Origin of the sequence: Methyloceanibacter sp., assembly GCF_050728395.1 — a bacterium.
In the GTDB taxonomy this organism is placed as follows: Bacteria; Pseudomonadota; Alphaproteobacteria; order Rhizobiales; family Methyloligellaceae; genus Methyloceanibacter.
Genome location: NZ_JBOHJB010000020.1, coordinates 1 through 19,821, shown reverse-complemented (window position 1 = coordinate 19,821; position 19,821 = coordinate 1). Strand labels below are relative to the sequence as shown.

Below are 19,821 nucleotides of genomic sequence, written 5' to 3'. Positions count from 1 at the left end.
CATGGCAGCGACGACGACCTACAAGGCCAAGCTCACCTACCCGCAAATCTTCCTCTGGCGGATGAGCCTGTTCCTCATCCTGGCGATCCTGCTCGCCGTCATCCTCGACGGGCAGACGCAGCAGCTGCGCACGAGCTTCCTGGCCAATCCCGGCCTGAACAGCCTCATCCTCGGCGTGTTGTTCGTCGGCATCGTCTATGCCTTCCGCCAGGTGCTGCGCCTCTATCCGGAGATCCGCTGGGTCAACAGCGTCCGCATCTCCGACCCCGGCCTCGCCGTCGATACCACGCCGGTACTGCTCGCGCCGATGGCGACCATGCTCCGCGACCGCACCGGCCATCTCTCCTTGGCCACCGGCGCCATGCGTTCGCTGCTCGACTCGGTCGCCTCGCGCCTCGACGAGCAGCGCGAGACTACGCGTTACCTTGTCGGCCTGCTGGTGTTTCTCGGCCTGCTCGGCACCTTCTGGGGATTGCTGCAAACCGTGACCTCTGTCGGTTCCACTATCAGCGCGCTCGACACTAACGGCAGCGAAAGCACCATGCTGTTCGATCAGCTCAAAGAGGGCCTTGCCGCGCCGCTCAAAGGCATGGGCACCGCCTTCTCCTGCTCGATGTTCGGCCTTGGCGGCTCGCTGATCCTCGGCTTTCTCGATCTCCAGGCAGGTCATGCCCAGAGCCGCTTCTATAACGAGCTTGAAGATTGGCTCTCAGGCATCACCGAGCTGCAATCGGCGGAAGGCACGAGCGTCACCGGCGTGCCGCCGCAGCTCCGCTTCGCCCTGCTCGACATGCAGCGCTCGCTGTCGGACCTGAGCGAGAAGATCGAGCTCCGCGTGCTCGGCGACAATACCGGAGACGCAGTGAAGGACCTCGCCCAAGGCGTGGAGAAGCTGATCAGGCAGATGCGCGCCGAGCAGAAGGTGGTGCGCGAATGGGCCGACGAGCAGGCCCAGCAGCAACATGAGCTCGCCGTCGCGCTGAAGCAGATCACCGGCAAGGTGAAGCTGCCGGTGCATGAGGAAGAGCGGAGCTAGCCATGGCGCTGGCCAAGAGCCGCCGCGGCCCCGCCGTCAATTATTGGCCGGGCTATGTCGACATGCTCTCCACCTTGCTGCTGGTGGTGACCTTCCTCATGTCGCTGTTCATGCTCTCCAGTTACTTCATCACCACCCAGACGAGCGGCAAGGACACCATGCTGTCGCGGCTGAACCGCCAGCTGTCGCAGCTCACCGAGCTTCTCGCGCTCGAGCGCTCCAAGAAGGAGTCGATCGAGGATAGTCTCTCGGCGCTGCAAGCGACGCTGATCGACAAGGACAAGGAGAACGCGCGGCTGACCGGCCTGCTCGGCGATCAGAGCGGCAAGACCGAGGGCGCCGAGGCCAAGACCAGCCAGCTCGGCGGCCAGCTCGATCAGCAGAAGCAGATCACCAACGAGGCGCTTGCAAAAGTCGAGATCCTCAATCAGCAGCTCGCGGCGCTCAGACTTCAGCTCGCGGCCTTGCAGGAAGCGCTTGATGCGTCGGAGGCCAAGGATCGCGAGAGCCAGGTCAAGATCGCCGATCTCGGGCAGCGGCTGAACGTGGCGCTTGCCAAGAAGGTGCAGGAGCTTGCCCGCTACCGCTCTGATTTCTTCGGCAAGCTGCGCGAGGTCCTCGGTGCCCGCGCCGATTTCCAGGTGGTCGGCGACCGCTTCGCGTTTCCGTCGGACGTGCTGTTCGACTCAGGCTCGGCCGACCTGAAGCCTGAGGCGACGCCCCAGATCGACAAGCTCGCCGACGCGCTGAAGGAGCTCGCGACGCAGATCCCGCCCGACATCGCCTGGGTGCTCAGGATCGACGGCCACACCGACGTCAAGCCGATCACCAATGTGAACTTCCCGTCGAACTGGGAGCTGTCCTCGGCGCGCGCCATCTCCGTGGTGCGCTATCTGATCGATCAGGGCATTCCGGCGAACCGGCTGGTCGCCGCCGGCTTCGGCGAGTTCCAGCCGCTCGATCCCGGCGACAGCGACGATGCCTTGCGCAAGAACCGCCGCATCGAGCTGAAGCTCACCGAGCGCTAGCGCCGCCCTCGCCGACCACCACGAAGGGCGCCCATAACGCTGGATAGGCGTTCCACGGATCGCTCTTATCATCGATCATGGCCACCATCGCGCGGCGGAGTGCTTCCGAGCGGCCCAGAGTGGGAGCCGCCTTGAGCGCTTCGAAAGTCGAGGTGGCGAGTCTTACGGTGGCGTCTGATTCGACTGCCCAGTGGGAGACGAGCAGCGCCCGGGCGCCGGCATAGAAGAAGGCGCGCGCTAGCCCCGACAAGGCCTCAGCACCAGGCTTGTCTCCTGCGGCAGTATTGCAAGCCGACAGCACAACAAAGTCGGCGTTGAGCTTGAGCTGGGCAACCTCTGAAGCGGTCAGCAGACCATCGTCCTCGTCCGTCGCTTCCTTTGGGAGCGTCAGGGCAAGTGCGGGCTCCCCGAGCCCTGAGACCTCTCCTGCCACCAGGGCATGGGTTGCGAAGTAGACGATGCGATAGCCGCTAAGTTGGGCTTTCTTGACCGCCGCTTCGCTCGCCGCCTTGCCGAAATGGAGTTCACTCTCTGGCACACCTAAGTCCTTGGCCACGGCACGGAGCTCGTCCGCCGTCTCTGGCAGCGGGACGAGCCCCTTCTTGAGCGCGTCGAGATCGGCGCGCGTGCCGCGGAAATAAGCGCTATAGGCGCGGGTCTGTTCCGTACTGGCCACCTTCGCGCGTGTCGCTCCCTTCTCTGGACTTTCCTCCTGGAACACAGGATCGCCATAGCCGGTGAGAGGCTCGTCGCCAGCGCCCCCCTTGGCGAGGACACGCAGCGCCTTGAGGCTCGCGACCGAGGGCAGCACGGTGACGGCCTGAAGTCTGGCGAGCCACGCTACGTCGCGATAGTCGGCAGGTTTGGTCGCTGGCTTCTCCGGCTTCGTTCTGACCAACAATTGGAACGGCAGGCTCGTCAGCGCCCCTGATGGCACGACGAGAAGATGCTTCTTGTGTTTGATCGTATTCTCGACAGGACCGAGGAGCGCACCATAAAGCTCATTGGCAAGATTCAAATCGAACAGTTCCTTAGAGTCCAACTTGCCTGCCTCAAAATCCTTTTGCAGCTTGATGACGTCGAGGGCCTCAGGATTGCGAAGCTTTGCGACCTTCTCTTCCAGTTCCTTTGCGCCAAGATCGATGCGTTCCCAGGCCACCCCATCGTGGGTGATCGCCCACACGTAACTAATCGGAGGTACCGACACCACAAGGTCGTTATGGCGTCCCAACTCCAGTGGCTCCGACACCCAATAGAAAACCAGAGCCTCCTCGGATCCTAACAGACTTTGCACCTCGTCCACTGTGAGCGGCCTAGCATTGGCTAGGACCGTGAACTCTGGGAACTCGTTCTCAAGGCGATCAGTGAGCGCGGCAATTCGTGTCTCGATATCCGTTTTCTGGTCGCGCAGGCGCTCCTCAGCTGCCGTGTCGCGTTTATCGCGTGGCTTGGCCAGCGCCGCAATCAGTGCCTTGTCTAACCTCGGCCATTCCCCGATCAGATCCTGCTGCTCGCGCACGGTCTTCGACAGTTTCCCATCCCCGGTCCCAAACCGGACTGCCATCTGAGCCAATGCGGCGCCCGCGCTGGTCTGGCCAGCCCGCTGCGCTGCGGCGAAAGCCTCGTCGGTGAGCGCTGGGCGCTCGCCCGGTTGCCACATGGATACAACAAAGGCCGCTGTAACAAGGGGGGAGAAAACACCGAACCCGCGGAGTTGTGCGTCTCCCGCCCCCGTGGCGCGCGCTGCTGTCTCGATGCCCCTAGCGAGAATAGCGGCGGCGCGACGGAAGTAGGGGAGCGAATGGGCGGGGTGTCCTTGAAAGAAGTACGCGTGGGCCAGATTCTTGAGGGTGTCGGCCACAGCGGGGTGCTGCGGGCCAAACACCTTCTCTCTGATGGCCAGCGCCCGCTCGTAGAGCGGTACGGCTTCCGCATAGCGGGCTTGGCCCTCATACGCGACGGCCAGTTCGTTGAGGCTCTCCGCCACGAGGGGATGCTCGCGGCCAAGCACCTTCTCTCTGATGGCCAGCGCCCGCTGGTAGAGTGGCTCCGCGTCAGCGTAGCGGCCTTGAGAGTCATATGCGTTGGCAAGATTGTTGAGGGTCTCAGCCACGTCAGGATGTTCGCGGCCAAGCACCTTCTCTCTTATGGCCAGCGCCCGCTCATGGAGGGGCAAGGCTTCGGCGTAGCGGCCTTGAGAGCCATATGCGGTGGCCAGATTGTTAAGGGTGTTTGCTACATCGGGATGCTCAGGCCCGAGTGCCTTTTCCTTTATGGCTAGAGCCCGCTCATAGAGTGGGACCGCCTCGCTGTAGCCTCCCGCCCGGTCGTGGAGGATTGCGAGATTGTTGAGAGTCTTGGCCACGTCGGGGTGCTCGGGGCCGAGCACCTTCTCGCTGATAACCAGCGCTCGTTCGTAGAGCGGCACGGCGTCTGCGTCGCGGCCTTGAGCCGAATACACGTTGGCCAGATTGCCAAGGCTCCCAGCCACGCGGGGATGCTCGCGGCCAAGCACCTTCTCTCTTATTGCCAGCGCCCGCTCATGAAGGGGCAAGGCTTCGGCGTAGCGGCCCTGGGCCTCATACACGATGGCACGATCGGTAAGGGCTGCAGCATAAGCCGGGTGATCCTTGCCGAGACGCCTGCCAACGACCGCAATTAGCTGCTCAGCCGACTTCGCCGCCTCACCATAGCGGCCGGCCTGGTATTCCTGCAGAAACTGCTTGTCGAGGGCGTCCAAATCTTGTGTTTGTTCGCCTTCGATGGGGCGCTGCGCTTCCGTCGATGCAACGATTTGGCTCGAGGTTCGTGAGCTAAACTCGGAGAGATCGATCCAGGAAGTGCCGTCTAGAAGCAATCCAACGGAGGTTGCCACCAGGAGCAGAGCTCCCACCAATGCCCCCACCGACACGAAGACCTTGCCAGGGGCTCCACCCGATTTGGGCACTTGCAGCGGCGACTGGCAGTTGCGGCAGAGCCGTGAGACCCCGGTGTCGCTGATGACCTGGGCCGTCCCACACTTGCTGCATCTCACGAGCAGGGTTCTCATCGTCCGACGAAGGTCACTGGAATGACCTCCCGCTCTTATAGGCCAGACGGCCCTGCTCCCTGCTGGCCAGCTGTTGGAAGCATATACGATCACCCGCCCAAGATGAACCGCAGCTGAACGGCAACCGGCGCGCACCGAAGCTCACGGAGCGCTGATCGTTCCCAAGCCTGAAGCGTCATACCGGCGAAAGCCGGTATCCAGCGGCGCGCGCAGCGCGAAAAAAAGACCTGGATTCCGGCTTGCGCCGGAATGACGCGGATTTGACGGAGGCGTCCAACCTGCGACGTTTGCGCCCTGCAGCAGCGCCGTCCTTGACGCCTGACGCCGATGTTATGTTATATCATCGCAATGAACGCCGCCCATCACCACGCCTCGAAGCTTTCGCGCAATCAGGGGCAGGTCCTCTCTGCCTTGCGCCAGGCCAAGGAACCCTTGAGCGCCTATGCCATCCTCGACCGGGTCAGGGTCGCCGGCATCTCCCATCCGCCGACGGTGTATCGGGCGCTGAACGAGCTGATCCAGCTCGGCATGGTGCACCGGCTCCAGTCCCGCTCGGCCTTCGTCGCCTGTGACCATGGCGCCTGCAACGGCAAGGCCGCCTTTGCCATCTGCCGCCAATGCGAGAAGGTCGTCGAGATTTCGCTGAGCGATAAGGATGAGCGGGTGCTGCTCGCGCTCTCGCCGAAGACCATCGCGGCGGAGCAGATCACGCTCGAAATTGCCGGTCTGTGCGAGGCGTGCCGCCCGGCCAAGGCGACCTAGCCCGTCACCGCTTTGCACGTCATTGGGAGGGAATGCGCCTCGATGGACCAGAGAAGCAGCATCGGCCATGACCACGCCCACGAGCTGGCGGCCGCGCCTCCGCGGCAAGGCTTCTCGCTGTTGCGCCTTTCGGTGCCAGCGCGGCTCGCCATCGTCGGCGCCCTCTCTGCCCTGCTCTGGGCCTTCGTTTGGCTGTGGGCGCTCCGATGACCCAGGACCAGTCGCCGGCCATCAGCTTCCACGATTTGACGCTCGGCTACGACCGGCACCCCGCCGTGCACCACATCACCGGCGAGGTCGACCGCGGCGAACTGCTCGCGCTGGTGGGACCGAACGGCGCCGGCAAGTCGACCTTGCTCAAGGGCATTGTCGGGCAGCTCAAGCCGCTGTCGGGCAGCCTCAGCCTCGACGGGCTCAAGCGGAGCGACATCGCCTATCTGCCGCAACAGATCGACATCGACCGCAGCTTCCCGATCACGGTGTTCGACGCCGTGACCATGGGGCTGTGGCGCGAGATCGGCGCCTGGCGTGGTGTGGACAGCGGGCGCAGCGTTGCCGTGCTGCAGGCGCTCGCCACCCTCGGCCTGCAAGATCTCGGCGATCGCAGTGTCGGCGCGCTTTCGGGAGGACAGTTCCAACGCGTACTGTTCGCCCGCCTGCTGTTGCAAGACGCGGCCATCATCCTGCTCGACGAGCCCTTCCGCGCCGTCGACACCAAGACGGTCGACGATCTGCTGCGCCTCATCGAGCACTGGCATAGCGAAGGGCGGACTGTCATCGCCGCGCTCCACGATCTCGATCAGGTGCGCCAGCATTTTGCGAAAACGCTGCTGCTCGCCCGCGAGGCCGTGGCCTGGGGGCCGACCAAGCAGGTGCTGACGCCGAAGAACCTCGTCAGGTCCCGCCAGCTCACCGAGGCATGGGACGAGCATGCCGAAGTTTGCGCGCGCGGCGAGGCGGCCGGCGAGCGGATCTCGGCATGATCGACGCCGTCATCGATCCCTTCGTCGAATTCGCCTTCATGCGGCGCGCGCTGGTCGGCTGCTTTGCCCTCTCGCTCGGCGCGCCGCCGGTCGGCGTATTCCTCGTGCTCAGGCGCTTGAGCCTGATGGGCGACGCCATGAGCCACGCCATCCTGCCCGGCGCGGCTATAGGCTTTCTCGTCGCCGGCCTCTCGGTGCCGGCCATGAGCCTTGGCGGCTTCATCGCCGGTATCGCCGTCGTTCTGCTCGCCGGTCTTGTCACCCGGTCCACCATCCTGCGCGAGGACGCAAGCCTCGCCGCCTTCTATCTCATCTCGCTTGCGCTTGGCGTGTTGATCGTGTCGGTGAAAGGCAGCAGCATCGACCTGTTGCACGTGCTGTTCGGCACGGTGCTCGCGCTTGACGATACCGCGCTGATCCTGATCGCCGCCATCGCCACCCTCACCCTGGCGACGCTCGCCATCATCTACCGGCCGCTCGTCCTCGAATGCTTCGATCCAAGCTTCTTGGCCTCGGTCAGTCCGTTGAGCTCTCCCACCCACTTCCTCTTCCTCGTGCTCGTGGTGCTGAACCTGGTGGGCGGCTTCCAGGCGCTCGGCACGCTGATGGTGGTCGGCATCATGCTTCTGCCAGCGATCACGGCGCGCTTCTGGGCGCAGGACATCTCGAACATGATCGTCGTCGCCGTTGCCGCGGCCTTTGCGGCAAGTTTCGTCGGGCTGCTGCTGTCCTACTACTTAAACCTGCCCACCGGCCCGGCCATCATCCTCACCAGCGGCGCGGGCTATCTCATTTCCGTGCTCATCGGCGTGCAGGGCGGCCTTCTGTGGCAGCTCATGCCGCGCAAGCATCTCGAAGCTTGAGTCAAAGACAAGGAGTTCGTGCCATGCATAGACGCTCGTTTCTCGTTGCCGCGGCAGCCTTCGCCGCGATGCTCGGCGCCTCGGCCGGAGCGCAAGCCGCCGACCAGATGAAGGTCTCCGCCTCGTTCAGCATCCTTGGCGACATGGTGAAGGAGGTCGGCGGCGACCGCGTCGAGGTGTTCACCTTCGTGGGACCGAACGGCGACGCTCACGTCTATGAGCCGACCCCCGCCGATGCCAAGGAGTTGTCCGAGTCGAAGATTCTGTTCATCAACGGCCTCGGCCTTGAAGGCTGGATGACGCGCCTCGAGAAGTCGTCTGGCTTCAAGGGAGCCGTGGTGACCGCAAGCAAGGGCGTGGCCCCGCGCGAGATGGTCGAGGACGAGAAGACCGTCACCGATCCGCACGCCTGGCAGAGCCTCGCCAACGGCGAGATCTACGTCGCCAATATTCGCGACGCGCTCATGGCCGCCGATCCGAACGGCAAGGCCGCCTACGAGGCCAATGCGAAAAAATTCCTCGATCGCATTGCCACCATGGAGACGACAGTGAAAGAGGCAATCGCCAAGCTCCCGCCAGAGCGCCGCAAGATCATCACCACGCATGACGCCTTCGGCTATTTCGGCGCGGCCTATGGCATGGAGTTCATCGCGCCGGAGGGCGTCAGCACCGAAAGCGAGGCCTCGGCCAAGGACGTGGCCAAGATCATCCGCCAGATCAAGGCTGAGAAGGTCCCGGCGGTGTTCCTGGAGAACGTCACCGACTCTAGGCTGCTCGGCCAGATCGCCAAGGAGACCGGCGCCAAGATCGGCGGCACGCTCTATTCCGACGCGCTATCGCCGCCCGACGGCCCGGCCGGGACCTATCTCGACATGTTCCGCAACAATGTCGAGACCATGTCGGAGGCGCTGTCGTCGTAACGCTCTTCGCCATGCCCTGGCGCGGCGGCTGGAAATCTGATGTATCCTTGAGCCATGGAGAGTTCCGCGCGCCGGCGCTCAATTCCGGTCAATATTGGTGGTGTGATGGTCGGCGGACCTGCGCCCATCGTGGTGCAGTCGATGACCAACACCGACACCGCCGACATCGATGCCACCGTGGCCCAAGTCGCGGCCCTTGCCCGCGCTGGGTCCGAGCTCGTGCGCGTGACGGTGGACCGCGACGAGGCTGCCGCCGCCGTGCCGCATATTCGTGACAAGCTCGACGCAAGAGGCGTCGACGTGCCGCTGATCGGCGACTTCCACTATAACGGCCACACTTTGCTCGCCGAATATCCGGCTTGCGCCGAAGCGCTCGCCAAATACCGCATCAATCCCGGCAATGTCGGCTTCAAGGACAAGCGCGACCGGCAGTTCTCGGCGATCGTCGAGATCGCCATCCGCAACGACAAGCCGGTGCGCATCGGGGTCAACTGGGGAAGCCTCGATCAGGATCTGCTCACCCGCCTCATGGACGAGAATGCGAAACTGCCGGAGCCCAAGGACGCCCGCGCGGTGATGCATGAGGCGATCGCACAATCGGCATTGCTGAGCGCCGAGCGTGCCATCGAGCTCGGCCTAGGCCCCGACAAGATCGTGCTCTCGGCCAAGGTCAGTGCCGTGCAGGACCTGATCCAGGTCTATGCCATGCTTGCCGCCCGCTCAGACCTCACGCTCCATCTCGGCCTGACCGAGGCCGGCATGGGATCGAAGGGCATCGTCGCATCTTCCGCCGCGCTCGCCGTGCTGCTGCAGCAGGGCATCGGCGACACTATCCGCATCTCGCTCACGCCGGAGCCGAACGGCGACCGCACGCTTGAGGTGAAGGTGGCGCAGGAGCTGCTGCAGAGCATGGGCTTCCGCAGCTTCGTGCCGCTCGTCGCCGCCTGCCCCGGCTGCGGCCGCACCACTTCGACCACCTTCCAGGAGCTTGCCCGCGACATCCAGGACTTCATCCGCGATGAGATGCCCGAATGGAAGCGCCAATATCCGGGCGTCGAGACGCTGACCGTCGCGGTGATGGGCTGCATCGTCAACGGCCCCGGCGAATCGAAGCACGCCGATATCGGCATCTCGCTCCCTGGCACCGGAGAGGCGCCGGCGGCACCGGTGTTCATCGACGGCAAGAAGGCAGCGACCTTGCGCGGTCCCGGCGCCGCGGCGGAGTTCAAGCAGATGGTGCTCGACTATATCGAACGCCGCTTCGGGCAAGTCGGAAGCAACCGCACCGCCGCGGAGTAGACCCGCGCCTAGCCGGCAAGCTGCGAGGTCAGATTCACCACCAGCGCGATCACCGTCGTGTTGAAGAAGAACGACAGCAGCCCGTGCAGCGTCACCGCGCGCCGCATCTTGCGCGTGGTCACCACGACGTCCGAGGTCTGGGCGGTGGTGCCGACCACAAAGGAGAAATAGAGGAAGTCGAGATAGTCCGGGATGTGGTCGCTCGGAAAATCGAGCCCGCCGCCTGAGCCGCGCGCGCCGCCGCTCCGGCTCTCGCTGTGGAATTCATGGGCGTAGTACAGCGCAAACACCATATGCACGAGGAACCACGACACCATGATGGTCGAGAACGACAGCGCGAATTTCGGCGTGCGGTCCAAACTATGGTCGTCCTTGAGCGCCGAGAGCTGCGCCACGATGGCGAGCACCATCGCCACCGAGGCGCAGGTGGTCAGGATGAGCAGCAGGGTGCGGCTTTCATCCTCGAGGCTCGCCTGGCGCTTGATGCCGGCAATCTCGCATCTGAACATCATGATGCCGATGAGCAGGACGTAAAGCCAGCCGGCGACGTTCCAAGCGAACAGCAGGCGCAAGATGCCGCCATCAAATCGGGTGAGCATGGGGGCGAACGTCCACACGACGATGCCGACCACCACCGCGACAATGAACCTGACATGAGCATGCAGATGCTCATACAGGCTGTGCCGCCGCTCGCCCGACTTTGCGAGCTTTGCGAGCTTTGTCGGCTTTGCCGGCTTTGCCGGCTTTGCCTTCTTCTCCGTCGCCAATTTTTGGCCGCGTGCCATCGCCAGCCCATGCGGGATTTGCAGCCTTCCGTCAACTGTGCCGCAAGGCCGCGGCGTCACCCGCGTTCGCTTCGTCTCGCCACAACGATCAATTCTGAATAGCGTCGCCGACCAGTCCGACAGTGAGCGCGATCACGGTGACGTTGAAGAAGAACGACACGATGCCGTGCATGGTCACGGTGCGGCGGATCCGCTTCGAGGTAATTTCAACATCCGACACTTGCGTCGCCGTGCCTATGGCAAAAGCAAAATACACAAAGTCCCAATAGGTTGGTTCAGGGTCGTGGGGGAAGATCAGCCCACCGCCACTTTCATGATGATGCTCGGCGTAGAACTCGTGCGCGTAATGCAGCGCGAACATGGTCTGGATGAACGCCCACGACAATATGATCGTCAGCAACAGAAACAGGAGGCCCGGCAGCGCGAATGTCTCGGCCCTGGTTGCAATTTCGAGCCAGGCGAACACCGCGCCGACGCTCGCGCAAGCGCTGACGATGGTGAGCACGAGGATGGCGAAGCCGCCTTCGTCCTGGGCCAAATATTGCCGGTGAATTTCTCTGATGCCGCTATGGGAGATCATCCAAAACGCGAGGATGAGGTAGAGACCCACGCCAAAATCCCAAGCGACGAGGAAGCGGGTCACGCCGCGCAGTTCGCTGACATACATGGGCAGCAGGGCCCCGACGGCGAAGCCGGCGAGAATCGACAAGAACAGCCTGGGCCGCGCGGAAATGATGCGCAGAAGGAGCGGCCATTTCTTGGTTTTTGTCGTCACTGATGTCCCCCCGTCAAGATTGCTCTCAAGCCCTGCGCGAAGCGATGAAGCGCGCGGCTTGCTTGAGCGTCACCGCCCTCTCACCGAAGGGCGCAAGGGCCGCCTCGGCATCGTCAACCAGCGCGGCCAGTCGTGCACGCGCGGCGTCGACCCCAAGCAGAGCTACCAGCGTCGCCTTGCCGCGGCCGGCATCCTTGGCCGCAGCCTTGCCCATCGCCGCCGCATCGCCCTCCGCGTCGAGAAGATCGTCGGCGAGCTGGAAGGCTTGGCCGAAGGCGGAGGCGTAGGCCGCAAGCGCCCCCCGCGCTACGGCGTCGGCACGGCCGAGCACGGCACCGGCGGCGCAGGCGAAATCGAACAGCGCCCCGGTCTTCATCGCCTGCATTCTCGCCACTTCCATCGGACCCAGGCTCTGCCCTTCTGCGGCGAGGTCGAGTGCCTGGCCGCCGGCCATTCCGCCGACACCTGCGGCCTTGGCCAGCAGACCGATCAGCGCCAGGCGTACGCTTGGCTCAGGGTGCGTGCGGGGCTCGCTCAAAATGCCGAAGGCGAGGGTCAGAAGCGCGTCGCCGGCAAGGATAGCGGTCGCCTCGCCGAAAGCGATATGCGCCGTGGGCCGGCCTCGCCTGATCTTGTCGTCGTCCATGCACGGCAGATCGTCATGCACCAGCGAGTAGCAATGCACGCATTCAAGCGCTGCGCCTGCGTCGAGCGCCTCCTCCTCCGACACGCCGAACAGGCCCGCCGATTCGATCAGCAGGAACGGCCGCAGGCGCTTGCCGCCGCCGAGCGCCGCATAGCGCATGGCCTCGATCAGCCGCGCCTGGCCCGAAGCGGCTGGCTCCGGCGCCAGCAGGACATCGAGGCGCCCCTCGATGAGGCTTGCAATGCGTTCGAGCTTTTCGGTCAGGTCCATGTTTCAGCGAAAGCGAAATAGCGGCTCAGGGCTTGTGGCGCGGACCCTAATACCACGTTGCTCCTCACGGCAACCGGAGGGTACAAGGCCTTGGGCCACGGCGATTCAATGAGCGATGGGCGCTAAGAGACCGGCAAAAAATCGACACCTCTGGCTTAGGCGCATAGGCCTCGCCGTCCTGCTCATCATGGCGGGTCTCCTTCTGTCGATCGTCGCCTTCCGCTTCGTGAGCCCACCTATCACTCCGGTGATGGTGGCGGAGAGGCTCAGCGGCAGGCCGCTCAACTATCGCTGGGTGCCGCTCGAGGCCATGGCGCGCGACCTCCCGCTCGCCGTGATCGCGAGCGAGGACGGCCGCTTCTGCGTCCATTGGGGTGTGGACTGGGGAGCGGTGAAGGATGCGGTAAAGGAGGCGAGGAAGCGAGGCCGCGGCTTCCGCGGCGCGAGCACCATCACCATGCAGACGGCGAAGAACCTCTATTTGTGGACCGACCGCAGCTATGTGCGGAAGGTGCTCGAAGTGCCGCTCGCTTATTTGCTTACAGCGTTGTGGCCCAAGGAGCGCGTCATCGAGACCTATCTCAACATCGCCCAATGGGGCCCCGGCATCTTCGGCGCAGAGGCGGCGAGCCAACAATATTTTCACAAGAGCGCTGCCGAACTCACCCGGCGCGAGGCGCTTCTGCTCGCGGTGTCGCTACCGGCACCTAACCTGCGCAATCCAGGCAAGCCAAGTCCAAGGATGCTGCGCATGGCCAAGGCGGTGGAGCGGAGAATGCCGATTCTCGCCGCACGCTCGTCCTGCGTCGTGCCGCAAGTCAACCGTCAATCGGCCTCTGGCCAGCGCGGGGGTTAGCCACTATAAGGGCGCTCACTCAAAAGCCCCGCCGGGTATCTGCGGGCAATTTCAAAGGTTGGATTATGGCTGTACCCAAGAGAAAAACCTCCCGCATGAAGCGGGGCAACCGCCGCTCCCACGATGCGCTGAGCGCGCCGTCCTATGTCGAGGACAAGGACTCAGGCGAGCTCCGCCGGCCGCATCATATCGATCTGAAGTCGGGCAAATATCGGGGCCGGCAAGTGCTCGCCGTCAAGGAAGAGGCTTAAACGCGCCGCGGCCGGGGAACGTCTCGCTTGGTTCGAGGGTAAGCACCCCATGGTGATCGTGGATCCGGAGGAAAGGGCCGTTCGCCACTATCGGCGATCGGGCTGGCTTTCGTCGGTTCCGCTGCTCGCCTTCGTGGTCATGGCCTATGTCGCCTTTGCCTCCGGCGGCGCCGACTTCGCGCTCACGCGCTTCACCGTGGCGATGCCGTCAGGCGGGGTGTGGCAAATCTCGCTCGGCGACATGATGCTCGCCTTCTCCCTGTTCGTGCTGTTCTTCGAGATCCTGAAATCGACCCGCACCGGAGGCAATTCGGTCGTTGATCACGCCCTGTCGATGATCGTGTTCGTGGTCTGCCTGATCCTGTTCCTGGTCTGGCCGCCGGCGGGAACGTCGCTGTTCTTTTTGATCATGCTCACCACTCTGGTCGACGTCATCGCCGGCTTTTCGGTCACCATCAGATCGGCACGCCGCGACTACTCCGTGGGCAGCGACACCTAACGCTCCGAAAGATGATGCCCGCTTGTATTTCGTACCTCCCCCTCGTTGGGAGGTCGGCGCGCGGATCGCGCGCCGGGTGGGGGGCTTCGCGCTCAAGCAGCAAAGCGATAGCGCGCATTAAAGCGCATCACCCCACCCGGCGATCTCGGCTGAAGCCGAGCTCGCCACCCTCCCCGTCAAGGGGAGGGATTAAAATCGGTCGATCGGCGAAAGCGGATTGCCGTTTCCGGTTTGCAAAAAAGACCCCGGGGAAACAGCCCCGGGGCAGTCTGCGTCAGGAGAGGAGCTGACGTCAGTTGCAACCGTCGTCTCCATAGGAGCCGCCGGTATAGGCGTCGCCATAGCCTTGATCGTAATTCTCATAGCCGCCTTCATAATCGCCGTAGCCGTAGCGCTGGGCGGCGCGGGTATAGGCAACCTCGACCTCGCGGTCGCTGGCCTCGGCCGAAGCCGGAGCGGTCGCGGGGGTCTCGCTCGCCACCACCGCCGGCGCAGTCTTGGTCTCGACGGGAGCCGGAGCAGAAATTGGCTGCTCGGCCTTGACGGGCGTCGCGGCAAACGGGGGCGCAAGCAGTTGCGGAGCGGCAAACTTCGCCTGCTCGGCCGTGGCAACGACCTGTCCATCGCTGCGCGGAGCTTTCGGCGCCACGAATTTCACCACGGTCGGACCGTCGCCACCGCGCGGAGCCTTGGGGGCCACGATTTGAGCGGTCGTCGAGTCTCTGTCGACTCGTGGGGCCTTGGGAGATACCGAGAACAGCGTGGTTGGGCCTCCCGTCGTGCCGCGGTCAGCCTTCGGCGCCACGAATTTGGCGACCTGTCGGCCGGACCCGCCGCGATCAGCCTTGGGCGGCAGAAATTTGGCGACCTTGCCATCGGAGCCGCCGCGATCGGCCTTGGGCACCACGATCTGGAACGTGCCGGTGTTGAACTTGCCGTTATCGCCACGGCGCTTGGATTTGCCATTGTCACCATCGGCGGCGAATGCCGAGCTGACGATCAAGGTGGCAGCGACACTAAAGGCGAGAACTGCGGTGAGCGAATGGCGAAGGCGACTGCTGGTCATGGCGAACCTCCTCTTTGGTTCCGCTCCCCGCTTCGGGGAGCTCATTGAGGAGGAATTTAGAGGGGGCCGGCTGAACCCTTCCTGAGCCGCTCATTCATCTTCCGTTCAGGCACGGAGCCAGGAGCGCAGCGAAGAATCCCCTCCCCCCTTGTGGGGGAGGGTCAGGGAGGGGGGTACTAGGACGAAAACTCAGATTCACCCCTCACCCTTTCCGCCATGCGACTTGCCGCTGGCAAGATCGCGGCGGAAAGCCCTCTCCCACAAGGGGAGAGGGGAAACAAATGCGGCTTCGACTGGAAAATGCGCTACCGCCGGGAGATCTCGTCGAGCCGCTCTTTCATGGCGGTGAGCTCCGCCTTCAGATTGGCGATCTCGTCGTCACTGCGCGGGGCCTCGGCGGTCGGTTCTTTCGGAGACGCTGCCGGAATGTGGTCGTTCTTGCTCTCGCTCGGGGTCGCCCCGGTGAACGGGCTGAACAGGCCGAGCGCGCGCTCGAAGGTTGCAAAGTTCTTGCGCACCTGCTCCTGCATGGCCTCGAAGGCCGCAGTGCCGAAGGTATGGGCGAATCTCCGGCGGTATTGCTCCTGCTGGCGGGTGAGCGAATCGAGGCTGAATTCGAGATAGCTCGGCACCAGCCGCTGCATGCTGTCGCCATAGAAGCGGATAAGCTGGCGCAGGAAGCCGATGGGAAGCAGGTTCGTGCCTCTGCTCTCCTGCTCGACAATGATCTGGGTCAGCACCGAATGGGTAAGGTCTTCCCCAGTCTTCGCGTCGTAGACCACGAAGTCTCTTACAGACCTCACCATCTCGGCGAGGTCCTCCAGCGTCACATAGGTGCTCGTATCGGTGTTGTAGAGCCGGCGGTTAGCGTATTTCTTGATGATGACCGGGCGGTTCTCCTGGTCGGTATCCCTTGCCACGTGTCTCTAGACTCCCTGGCCCTCGGTTTGCATCCCGAGGCCAAATCATGCCGCAACTGCGAAATCACTACCACGTTCTTTGTGCGGAGCACCAGAGGCTTTGCCGCACCCTTGAGCTAGCTCGAGGCGTAGGCTTCCATAGCGTGAATCGCTAGGGTATGACCTTGGATATGTTGGGGTAGTGGAGGCCAGTATGAAAGACGAAGATGTGGTCATCGTCAGCGCGGCGCGGACGCCGGTTGGCTCGTTCAACGGCTCGCTTGCGAGCGTGCCGGCGCATACGCTTGGCGAAATCGCCATTCGCGCCGCCCTTGACCGGGCACACGTGCCGCCGGCCGATGTCGACGAAGTGATCATGGGTCAGGTTCTGACCGCCGGCGAAGGACAGAACCCGGCACGGCAGGCGGCGATTGCCGCGGGCATTCCCGTCGAGGCTACCGCCTGGGGCCTGAACCAGGTGTGCGGCTCCGGCCTGCGCGCGGTGGCGCTCGGCGCTCAGCAGATCAAGACCGGCGACGCCGACATCATCGTGGCCGGCGGCCAGGAGAGCATGAGCCTTGCCCCCCATGTCGCGCATTTGCGCAACGGCCAGAAGATGGGCGCGCTCGAGCTCGTCGACAGCATGATCAAGGACGGGCTGTGGGAAGCCTTCAACGGTTACCACATGGGCAACACCGCCGAGAACGTCGCCCGGCAATGGCAGATCACCCGCGAAGAGCAGGACAAGTTCGCCACCCATTCGCAGAACAAAGCTGAAGCGGCGAAGAAGTCCGGCAAGTTCAAGGATGAGATCGCTCCCGTCACCATCAAGACGCGCAAGGGCGAGACGGTCGTGAGCGAGGACGAGTACATCCGCGAGGGCGCCAAGATCGAGGACGCGGCAAAGCTCCGCCCCGCCTTCGACAAGGAAGGCAGCGTCACCGCCGGCAACGCCTCGGGCATCAATGACGGCGCCGCCGCCGTGGTACTGATGAGTGCCGCCGAAGCGAAGAAGCGCAAGCTGAAGCCGCTCGCCCGCATCGCCTCATGGGCGACCGCTGGCGTCGATCCCAAGATCATGGGCTCGGGCCCCATCCCGGCCTCGCGCAAGGCGCTGGAGAAGGCAGGCTGGAAGGTCGGCGACCTCGACCTGATCGAGGCCAATGAGGCCTTCGCCGCGCAGGCTCTCGCCGTGAACAAGGACCTCGCCGTCGACACCGCCAAGGTCAACGTCAATGGCGGCGCCATCGCCATCGGCCATCCGATCGGCGCGTCGGGCGCCCGCATCCTGGTCACGCTGTTGCATGAGATGCAGAAGCGCGACGCCAAGAAAGGTCTTGCCACCCTCTGTATCGGCGGCGGCATGGGCATCGCCATGTGCGTCGAGCGTGATTAGAACGCGTTAGTGTTCAGTTTTAGAGGCCTCGCGCGGCTCGTCCGTCGCGGGGCCAATTCGATTTGCAAACGCGAAGCGCCCGTAGAGGGCGCCTAAAGGGAGGAACGCGACATGGGGAGAGTGGCACTCGTCACCGGAGGTACGCGTGGCATCGGCGGCGCGATCAGCAAGGCACTGAACAAGGCTGGCTACAACGTCGCCGCCAATTACGGCGGCAATGATGACGCCGCCAACACCTTCAAGAAGGAAACCAAGATCCCGGTGTTCAAATGGAACGTGGGCGACCACGTCGCCTGCGAGCAGGGCATCATTTCTGTCGAGAACGAGGTCGGCCCGGTCGAGGTGCTGGTCAACAATGCAGGCATCTCGCGCGACGCCATGTTCCAGAAGATGAGCCACGAGCAATGGTCGGAAGTGATCCGCACCGATCTCGACTCGGTGTTCAACATGACGCGCCCGGTGATCAACGGCATGCGCGAGCGGAACTTCGGCCGGGTGATCAACATCTCCTCGATCAATGGGCAGAAGGGCCAGCTCGGTCTCTCCAATTACTGCGCGGCCAAGGCCGGCATGATCGGCCTCACTAGGGCGTTGGCACTCGAAAATGCGCGAAAGGGCGTCACGGTGAACGCCATCGCCCCAGGCTATGTGGCGACCGACTTGCTCGCCGGCGTGTCGGAAGAGGTGATGAAGTCGATCGTCGGCCAGATCCCGGTCGGGCGCCTGGGCCAGCCGGACGACGTCGCCCGCTGCGTGACCTTCCTCGCCGCCGACGAGGCAGGCTGGATCACCGGCTCGACGCTGACCATCAACGGCGGGGCATTCATGGATTGAGCTGGTGCCCGCGCATCGTTTCGTCTGAGCGTTGCAAACTACATACCTCCCCCTTGCGGGAGGAGGTCCGACGACGCGCAAGGCGCGGCGTCGGGGTGGGGGCTTATCTCAGGGGGCCTTTCACCCCACCCGGCGCGCAACGGCGCTCAAGCAGCGGAGCGGTAGCGCAAATTCAGTTGCGCGCCCCTACCTCCCCACAAGGGGAGGTAGGGGAGATTGTGGCGACGCTCAGGATGCTCTCAACCCTATTCAGGGCTGCCAATCATCAGGCGCCAGCTCGAAGCCGGCAAAGTCGAAACCTGGCGCCACGGTGCAGCCGCTGAGCGTCCAGGGCCCGAGGCTCCGGGCGCTCTGCCAGGCGCCGGCGGAGACGAGCGCATGCGGGTGTTCGCCCTTCAGCCAATCGGGGCCGAGGCGGTGCTCATGGCGCGCCTCGCCGTGCTTGATTTCGAGGAGCAGCGGGGCGCCGCCATACCAGTGCCACATCTCGGCGGCGTCGACGCGATGCCAGCGCGACACTTCGCCCGCCCTCAGCAGATAGAGGATCGCTGTCGAGTGCGCGCGGCCTTTGTGACCGGGCTCGTCGCGGAACGTCTCGCGGAAATAACCGCCTTCAGGATGCGGCCCAAGCTTGAGATGGGCGATGATCTCGTCGGCGGTGAGCGGAGCAGCCAAGATTCAGAACCTGTCCTTGCGTTTGCGCGTCTCGCCGAAAATCTCCCAAAGCTCGCGTCCCTCCATGCCGAGCCGCTTCTGAATCTCCGGGCTCGACGGACGCAGGAAGGGATTGGTGGCAAGCTCGCGTCCGATGGTGGTCGGCAGCGCCGGTTGCCTGCGCTTGGCGAGTTCCTCGGCCTCGACGGCGCGGGCTTGTAGCGCGGAATTGCCGGGCTCCACGGTCAGCGCGAATTTGGTGTTGGCGCGAGTATATTCGTGCCCGCAATAGAGCTGCGTCTCCGCCGGCAGCGCCATCAGCTTTTGCAGCGAGCGCCACATCATCTTGGCGTCGCCTTCGAGCAGCTTGCCGCAGCCGACCGAGAACAGCGTGTCGCCGACAAAAACGATGCCATCTTCGGGAAAGAGATAGCTGATATGGCCGCGTGTATGGCCCGGCGTCTCGATCACCAGCGCGTTGGAATTGCCCACCGCGACGCTGTCGCCTTCGTTCACCTCGACGTCGATCGCTGGAATGCTGCCGGCTTCTTGCCTGGGCCCGACGATGATGCAGCCGGTCAACGCCTTCAGCCGCTTGTTGCCGGCGGTGTGATCGCCATGGTGATGGGTGATGAGGATATGGGTGAGCGTCCAGCCCTTTTGGTAAAGAGCCTCGATCACCGCATCCGCATCTGGCGCATCGATCGAAGCCGTAGCCCCGGTTTCGGGGTCATGAACGAGCACGCCATAATTGTCGCTGCGCGCCGGAAACTGGTGAACTTCAAGCTTTGCCATTGCACACTACCGCTTTGCCGTCATTGCTCACGTCACCCTAGCACCCGCACGCACCACGTTAAACGCACGCGTGTCGCGCTTTTTTTACCTCCCCCTTGCGGGGAGGTCGGCTTGCGCAGCAAGCCGGGCGGGGGCTAAGCAGCCATGCACAGGAT

Annotated in this window: 21 protein-coding genes; 13 read left to right on the top strand and 8 right to left on the bottom strand. The window is 63.8% G+C overall.

What is annotated here, in order from left to right; all coding sequences use genetic code 11:
- The first annotated feature begins 1 nt into the window (after nt 1).
- Nucleotides 2-1,036, top strand: a complete 1,035-nt coding sequence (locus ACREC7_RS05470; RefSeq protein ID WP_431554682.1) for a flagellar motor protein MotA — start codon at nt 2-4, stop codon at nt 1,034-1,036.
- A 2-nt stretch (nt 1,037-1,038) separates the two neighbouring features.
- Nucleotides 1,039-2,064, top strand: coding sequence for a peptidoglycan -binding protein (locus ACREC7_RS05465; RefSeq protein WP_431554681.1), 1,026 nt, complete (start codon nt 1,039-1,041; stop codon nt 2,062-2,064).
- On the opposite strand, the gene ACREC7_RS05460 is transcribed toward ACREC7_RS05465, so the two are convergent.
- The gene (locus tag ACREC7_RS05460; RefSeq protein WP_431554680.1) at nt 2,051-4,804 is read right to left on the bottom strand and encodes a tetratricopeptide repeat protein; all 2,754 of its coding nucleotides are present in this window, start codon (nt 4,802-4,804) and stop codon (nt 2,051-2,053) included. The two genes, ACREC7_RS05465 and ACREC7_RS05460, sit on opposite strands and share 14 nt — an antisense overlap.
- 657 nt (nt 4,805-5,461) lie before the next feature.
- On the opposite strand from ACREC7_RS05460, the gene ACREC7_RS05455 reads away from it, so the two are divergent.
- The 6 genes from ACREC7_RS05455 to ispG are packed head-to-tail and all read left to right on the top strand — an operon-like array spanning nt 5,462 to nt 9,940.
- Nucleotides 5,462-5,875 carry a Fur family transcriptional regulator gene (locus ACREC7_RS05455; protein WP_431554679.1) on the top strand — a complete coding sequence of 138 codons (414 nt, stop codon included), beginning with the start codon at nt 5,462-5,464 and terminating at the stop codon, nt 5,873-5,875.
- A 42-nt stretch (nt 5,876-5,917) separates the two neighbouring features.
- On the top strand, nt 5,918-6,085 hold the full coding sequence (locus tag ACREC7_RS05450) for a hypothetical protein (RefSeq protein ID WP_431554678.1): 168 nt from the start codon (nt 5,918-5,920) through the stop codon (nt 6,083-6,085).
- Entirely contained in the window at nt 6,082-6,858 is a 777-nt protein-coding gene (aztA, locus tag ACREC7_RS05445; protein WP_431554677.1) for a zinc ABC transporter ATP-binding protein AztA, read from the top strand. Before ACREC7_RS05450 ends, aztA begins: the two co-directional genes overlap by 4 nt.
- Nucleotides 6,855-7,721 carry a metal ABC transporter permease gene (locus ACREC7_RS05440; protein ID WP_431554676.1) on the top strand — a complete coding sequence of 289 codons (867 nt, stop codon included), beginning with the start codon at nt 6,855-6,857 and terminating at the stop codon, nt 7,719-7,721. Before aztA ends, ACREC7_RS05440 begins: the two co-directional genes overlap by 4 nt.
- Nucleotides 7,722-7,744: 23 nt before the next feature.
- Nucleotides 7,745-8,641, top strand: coding sequence for a metal ABC transporter substrate-binding protein (locus ACREC7_RS05435; protein ID WP_431554675.1), 897 nt, complete (start codon nt 7,745-7,747; stop codon nt 8,639-8,641).
- Between the two features lie 54 nt (nt 8,642-8,695).
- Nucleotides 8,696-9,940, top strand: a complete 1,245-nt coding sequence (gene ispG, locus ACREC7_RS05430; protein WP_431554674.1) for a flavodoxin-dependent (E)-4-hydroxy-3-methylbut-2-enyl-diphosphate synthase — start codon at nt 8,696-8,698, stop codon at nt 9,938-9,940.
- A gap of 8 nt (nt 9,941-9,948) precedes the next feature.
- Here the strand turns inward: ispG and ACREC7_RS05425 are convergent, their stop codons facing one another.
- From ACREC7_RS05425 to ACREC7_RS05415, 3 genes are all read right to left on the bottom strand, one after another.
- Nucleotides 9,949-10,725: a DUF1345 domain-containing protein gene (locus ACREC7_RS05425; protein ID WP_431554673.1), complete on the bottom strand. Its 777-nt coding sequence runs from the start codon at nt 10,723-10,725 to the stop codon at nt 9,949-9,951.
- An 88-nt stretch (nt 10,726-10,813) separates the two neighbouring features.
- Nucleotides 10,814-11,500, bottom strand: coding sequence for a DUF1345 domain-containing protein (locus ACREC7_RS05420; RefSeq protein ID WP_431554672.1), 687 nt, complete (start codon nt 11,498-11,500; stop codon nt 10,814-10,816).
- 25 nt (nt 11,501-11,525) lie between these two features.
- Entirely contained in the window at nt 11,526-12,416 is an 891-nt protein-coding gene (locus tag ACREC7_RS05415) for a polyprenyl synthetase family protein (protein WP_431554671.1), read from the bottom strand.
- 115 nt (nt 12,417-12,531) lie between these two features.
- Here ACREC7_RS05415 and mtgA point away from each other — a divergent pair, with 115 nt between their 5' ends.
- The 3 genes from mtgA (at nt 12,532) to ACREC7_RS05400 (ending at nt 14,022) form a co-directional block, all read left to right on the top strand.
- Nucleotides 12,532-13,272: a monofunctional biosynthetic peptidoglycan transglycosylase gene (gene mtgA, locus ACREC7_RS05410; protein ID WP_431554670.1), complete on the top strand. Its 741-nt coding sequence runs from the start codon at nt 12,532-12,534 to the stop codon at nt 13,270-13,272.
- Between the two features lie 65 nt (nt 13,273-13,337).
- Nucleotides 13,338-13,523: a 50S ribosomal protein L32 gene (gene rpmF / locus ACREC7_RS05405; protein WP_431554669.1), complete on the top strand. Its 186-nt coding sequence runs from the start codon at nt 13,338-13,340 to the stop codon at nt 13,521-13,523.
- Between the two features lie 49 nt (nt 13,524-13,572).
- Nucleotides 13,573-14,022: a hypothetical protein gene (locus tag ACREC7_RS05400; RefSeq protein WP_431554668.1), complete on the top strand. Its 450-nt coding sequence runs from the start codon at nt 13,573-13,575 to the stop codon at nt 14,020-14,022.
- A gap of 292 nt (nt 14,023-14,314) precedes the next feature.
- On the opposite strand, the gene ACREC7_RS05395 is transcribed toward ACREC7_RS05400, so the two are convergent.
- Entirely contained in the window at nt 14,315-15,088 is a 774-nt protein-coding gene (locus ACREC7_RS05395; RefSeq protein WP_431554667.1) for a hypothetical protein, read from the bottom strand.
- 305 nt (nt 15,089-15,393) lie between these two features.
- On the bottom strand, nt 15,394-16,008 hold the full coding sequence (gene phaR / locus ACREC7_RS05390; RefSeq protein WP_431554666.1) for a polyhydroxyalkanoate synthesis repressor PhaR: 615 nt from the start codon (nt 16,006-16,008) through the stop codon (nt 15,394-15,396).
- A 193-nt stretch (nt 16,009-16,201) separates the two neighbouring features.
- Between phaR and ACREC7_RS05385 the strand changes: the two genes are divergently transcribed.
- Complete coding sequence (locus ACREC7_RS05385) at nt 16,202-17,383, top strand: acetyl-CoA C-acetyltransferase (RefSeq protein ID WP_431554665.1); 1,182 nt, start codon at nt 16,202-16,204, stop codon at nt 17,381-17,383.
- Between the two features lie 111 nt (nt 17,384-17,494).
- Nucleotides 17,495-18,217, top strand: coding sequence for an acetoacetyl-CoA reductase (gene phbB / locus ACREC7_RS05380; RefSeq protein WP_431554664.1), 723 nt, complete (start codon nt 17,495-17,497; stop codon nt 18,215-18,217).
- 249 nt (nt 18,218-18,466) lie between these two features.
- On the opposite strand, the gene ACREC7_RS05375 is transcribed toward phbB, so the two are convergent.
- Nucleotides 18,467-18,892, bottom strand: coding sequence for a cupin domain-containing protein (locus ACREC7_RS05375; protein WP_431554663.1), 426 nt, complete (start codon nt 18,890-18,892; stop codon nt 18,467-18,469).
- 3 nt (nt 18,893-18,895) lie between these two features.
- Entirely contained in the window at nt 18,896-19,666 is a 771-nt protein-coding gene (gene gloB / locus ACREC7_RS05370) for a hydroxyacylglutathione hydrolase (protein WP_431554662.1), read from the bottom strand.
- Nucleotides 19,667-19,821: the final 155 nt, after the last annotated feature.

Bases quoted from the DNA above. Each gene is read 5' to 3' on its own strand.
- ACREC7_RS05440 (WP_431554676.1), top strand. From the start codon at position 6,855: ATGATCGACGCCGTCATCGATCCCTTCGTCGAATTCGCCTTCATGCGG.
- mtgA (WP_431554670.1), top strand. From the start codon at position 12,532: ATGGGCGCTAAGAGACCGGCAAAAAATCGACACCTCTGGCTTAGGCGC.
- ACREC7_RS05395 (WP_431554667.1), bottom strand. From the start codon at position 15,088: ATGACCAGCAGTCGCCTTCGCCATTCGCTCACCGCAGTTCTCGCCTTT.
- ACREC7_RS05465 (WP_431554681.1), top strand. From the start codon at position 1,039: ATGGCGCTGGCCAAGAGCCGCCGCGGCCCCGCCGTCAATTATTGGCCG.
- ACREC7_RS05425 (WP_431554673.1), bottom strand. From the start codon at position 10,725: ATGGCACGCGGCCAAAAATTGGCGACGGAGAAGAAGGCAAAGCCGGCA.
- ACREC7_RS05385 (WP_431554665.1), top strand. From the start codon at position 16,202: ATGAAAGACGAAGATGTGGTCATCGTCAGCGCGGCGCGGACGCCGGTT.
- aztA (WP_431554677.1), top strand. From the start codon at position 6,082: ATGACCCAGGACCAGTCGCCGGCCATCAGCTTCCACGATTTGACGCTC.
- phbB (WP_431554664.1), top strand. From the start codon at position 17,495: ATGGGGAGAGTGGCACTCGTCACCGGAGGTACGCGTGGCATCGGCGGC.
- ispG (WP_431554674.1), top strand. From the start codon at position 8,696: ATGGAGAGTTCCGCGCGCCGGCGCTCAATTCCGGTCAATATTGGTGGT.
- rpmF (WP_431554669.1), top strand. From the start codon at position 13,338: ATGGCTGTACCCAAGAGAAAAACCTCCCGCATGAAGCGGGGCAACCGC.
- ACREC7_RS05470 (WP_431554682.1), top strand. From the start codon at position 2: ATGGCAGCGACGACGACCTACAAGGCCAAGCTCACCTACCCGCAAATC.
- ACREC7_RS05400 (WP_431554668.1), top strand. From the start codon at position 13,573: ATGGTGATCGTGGATCCGGAGGAAAGGGCCGTTCGCCACTATCGGCGA.
- ACREC7_RS05415 (WP_431554671.1), bottom strand. From the start codon at position 12,416: ATGGACCTGACCGAAAAGCTCGAACGCATTGCAAGCCTCATCGAGGGG.
- gloB (WP_431554662.1), bottom strand. From the start codon at position 19,666: ATGGCAAAGCTTGAAGTTCACCAGTTTCCGGCGCGCAGCGACAATTAT.
- ACREC7_RS05450 (WP_431554678.1), top strand. From the start codon at position 5,918: ATGGACCAGAGAAGCAGCATCGGCCATGACCACGCCCACGAGCTGGCG.
- ACREC7_RS05435 (WP_431554675.1), top strand. From the start codon at position 7,745: ATGCATAGACGCTCGTTTCTCGTTGCCGCGGCAGCCTTCGCCGCGATG.
- ACREC7_RS05455 (WP_431554679.1), top strand. From the start codon at position 5,462: ATGAACGCCGCCCATCACCACGCCTCGAAGCTTTCGCGCAATCAGGGG.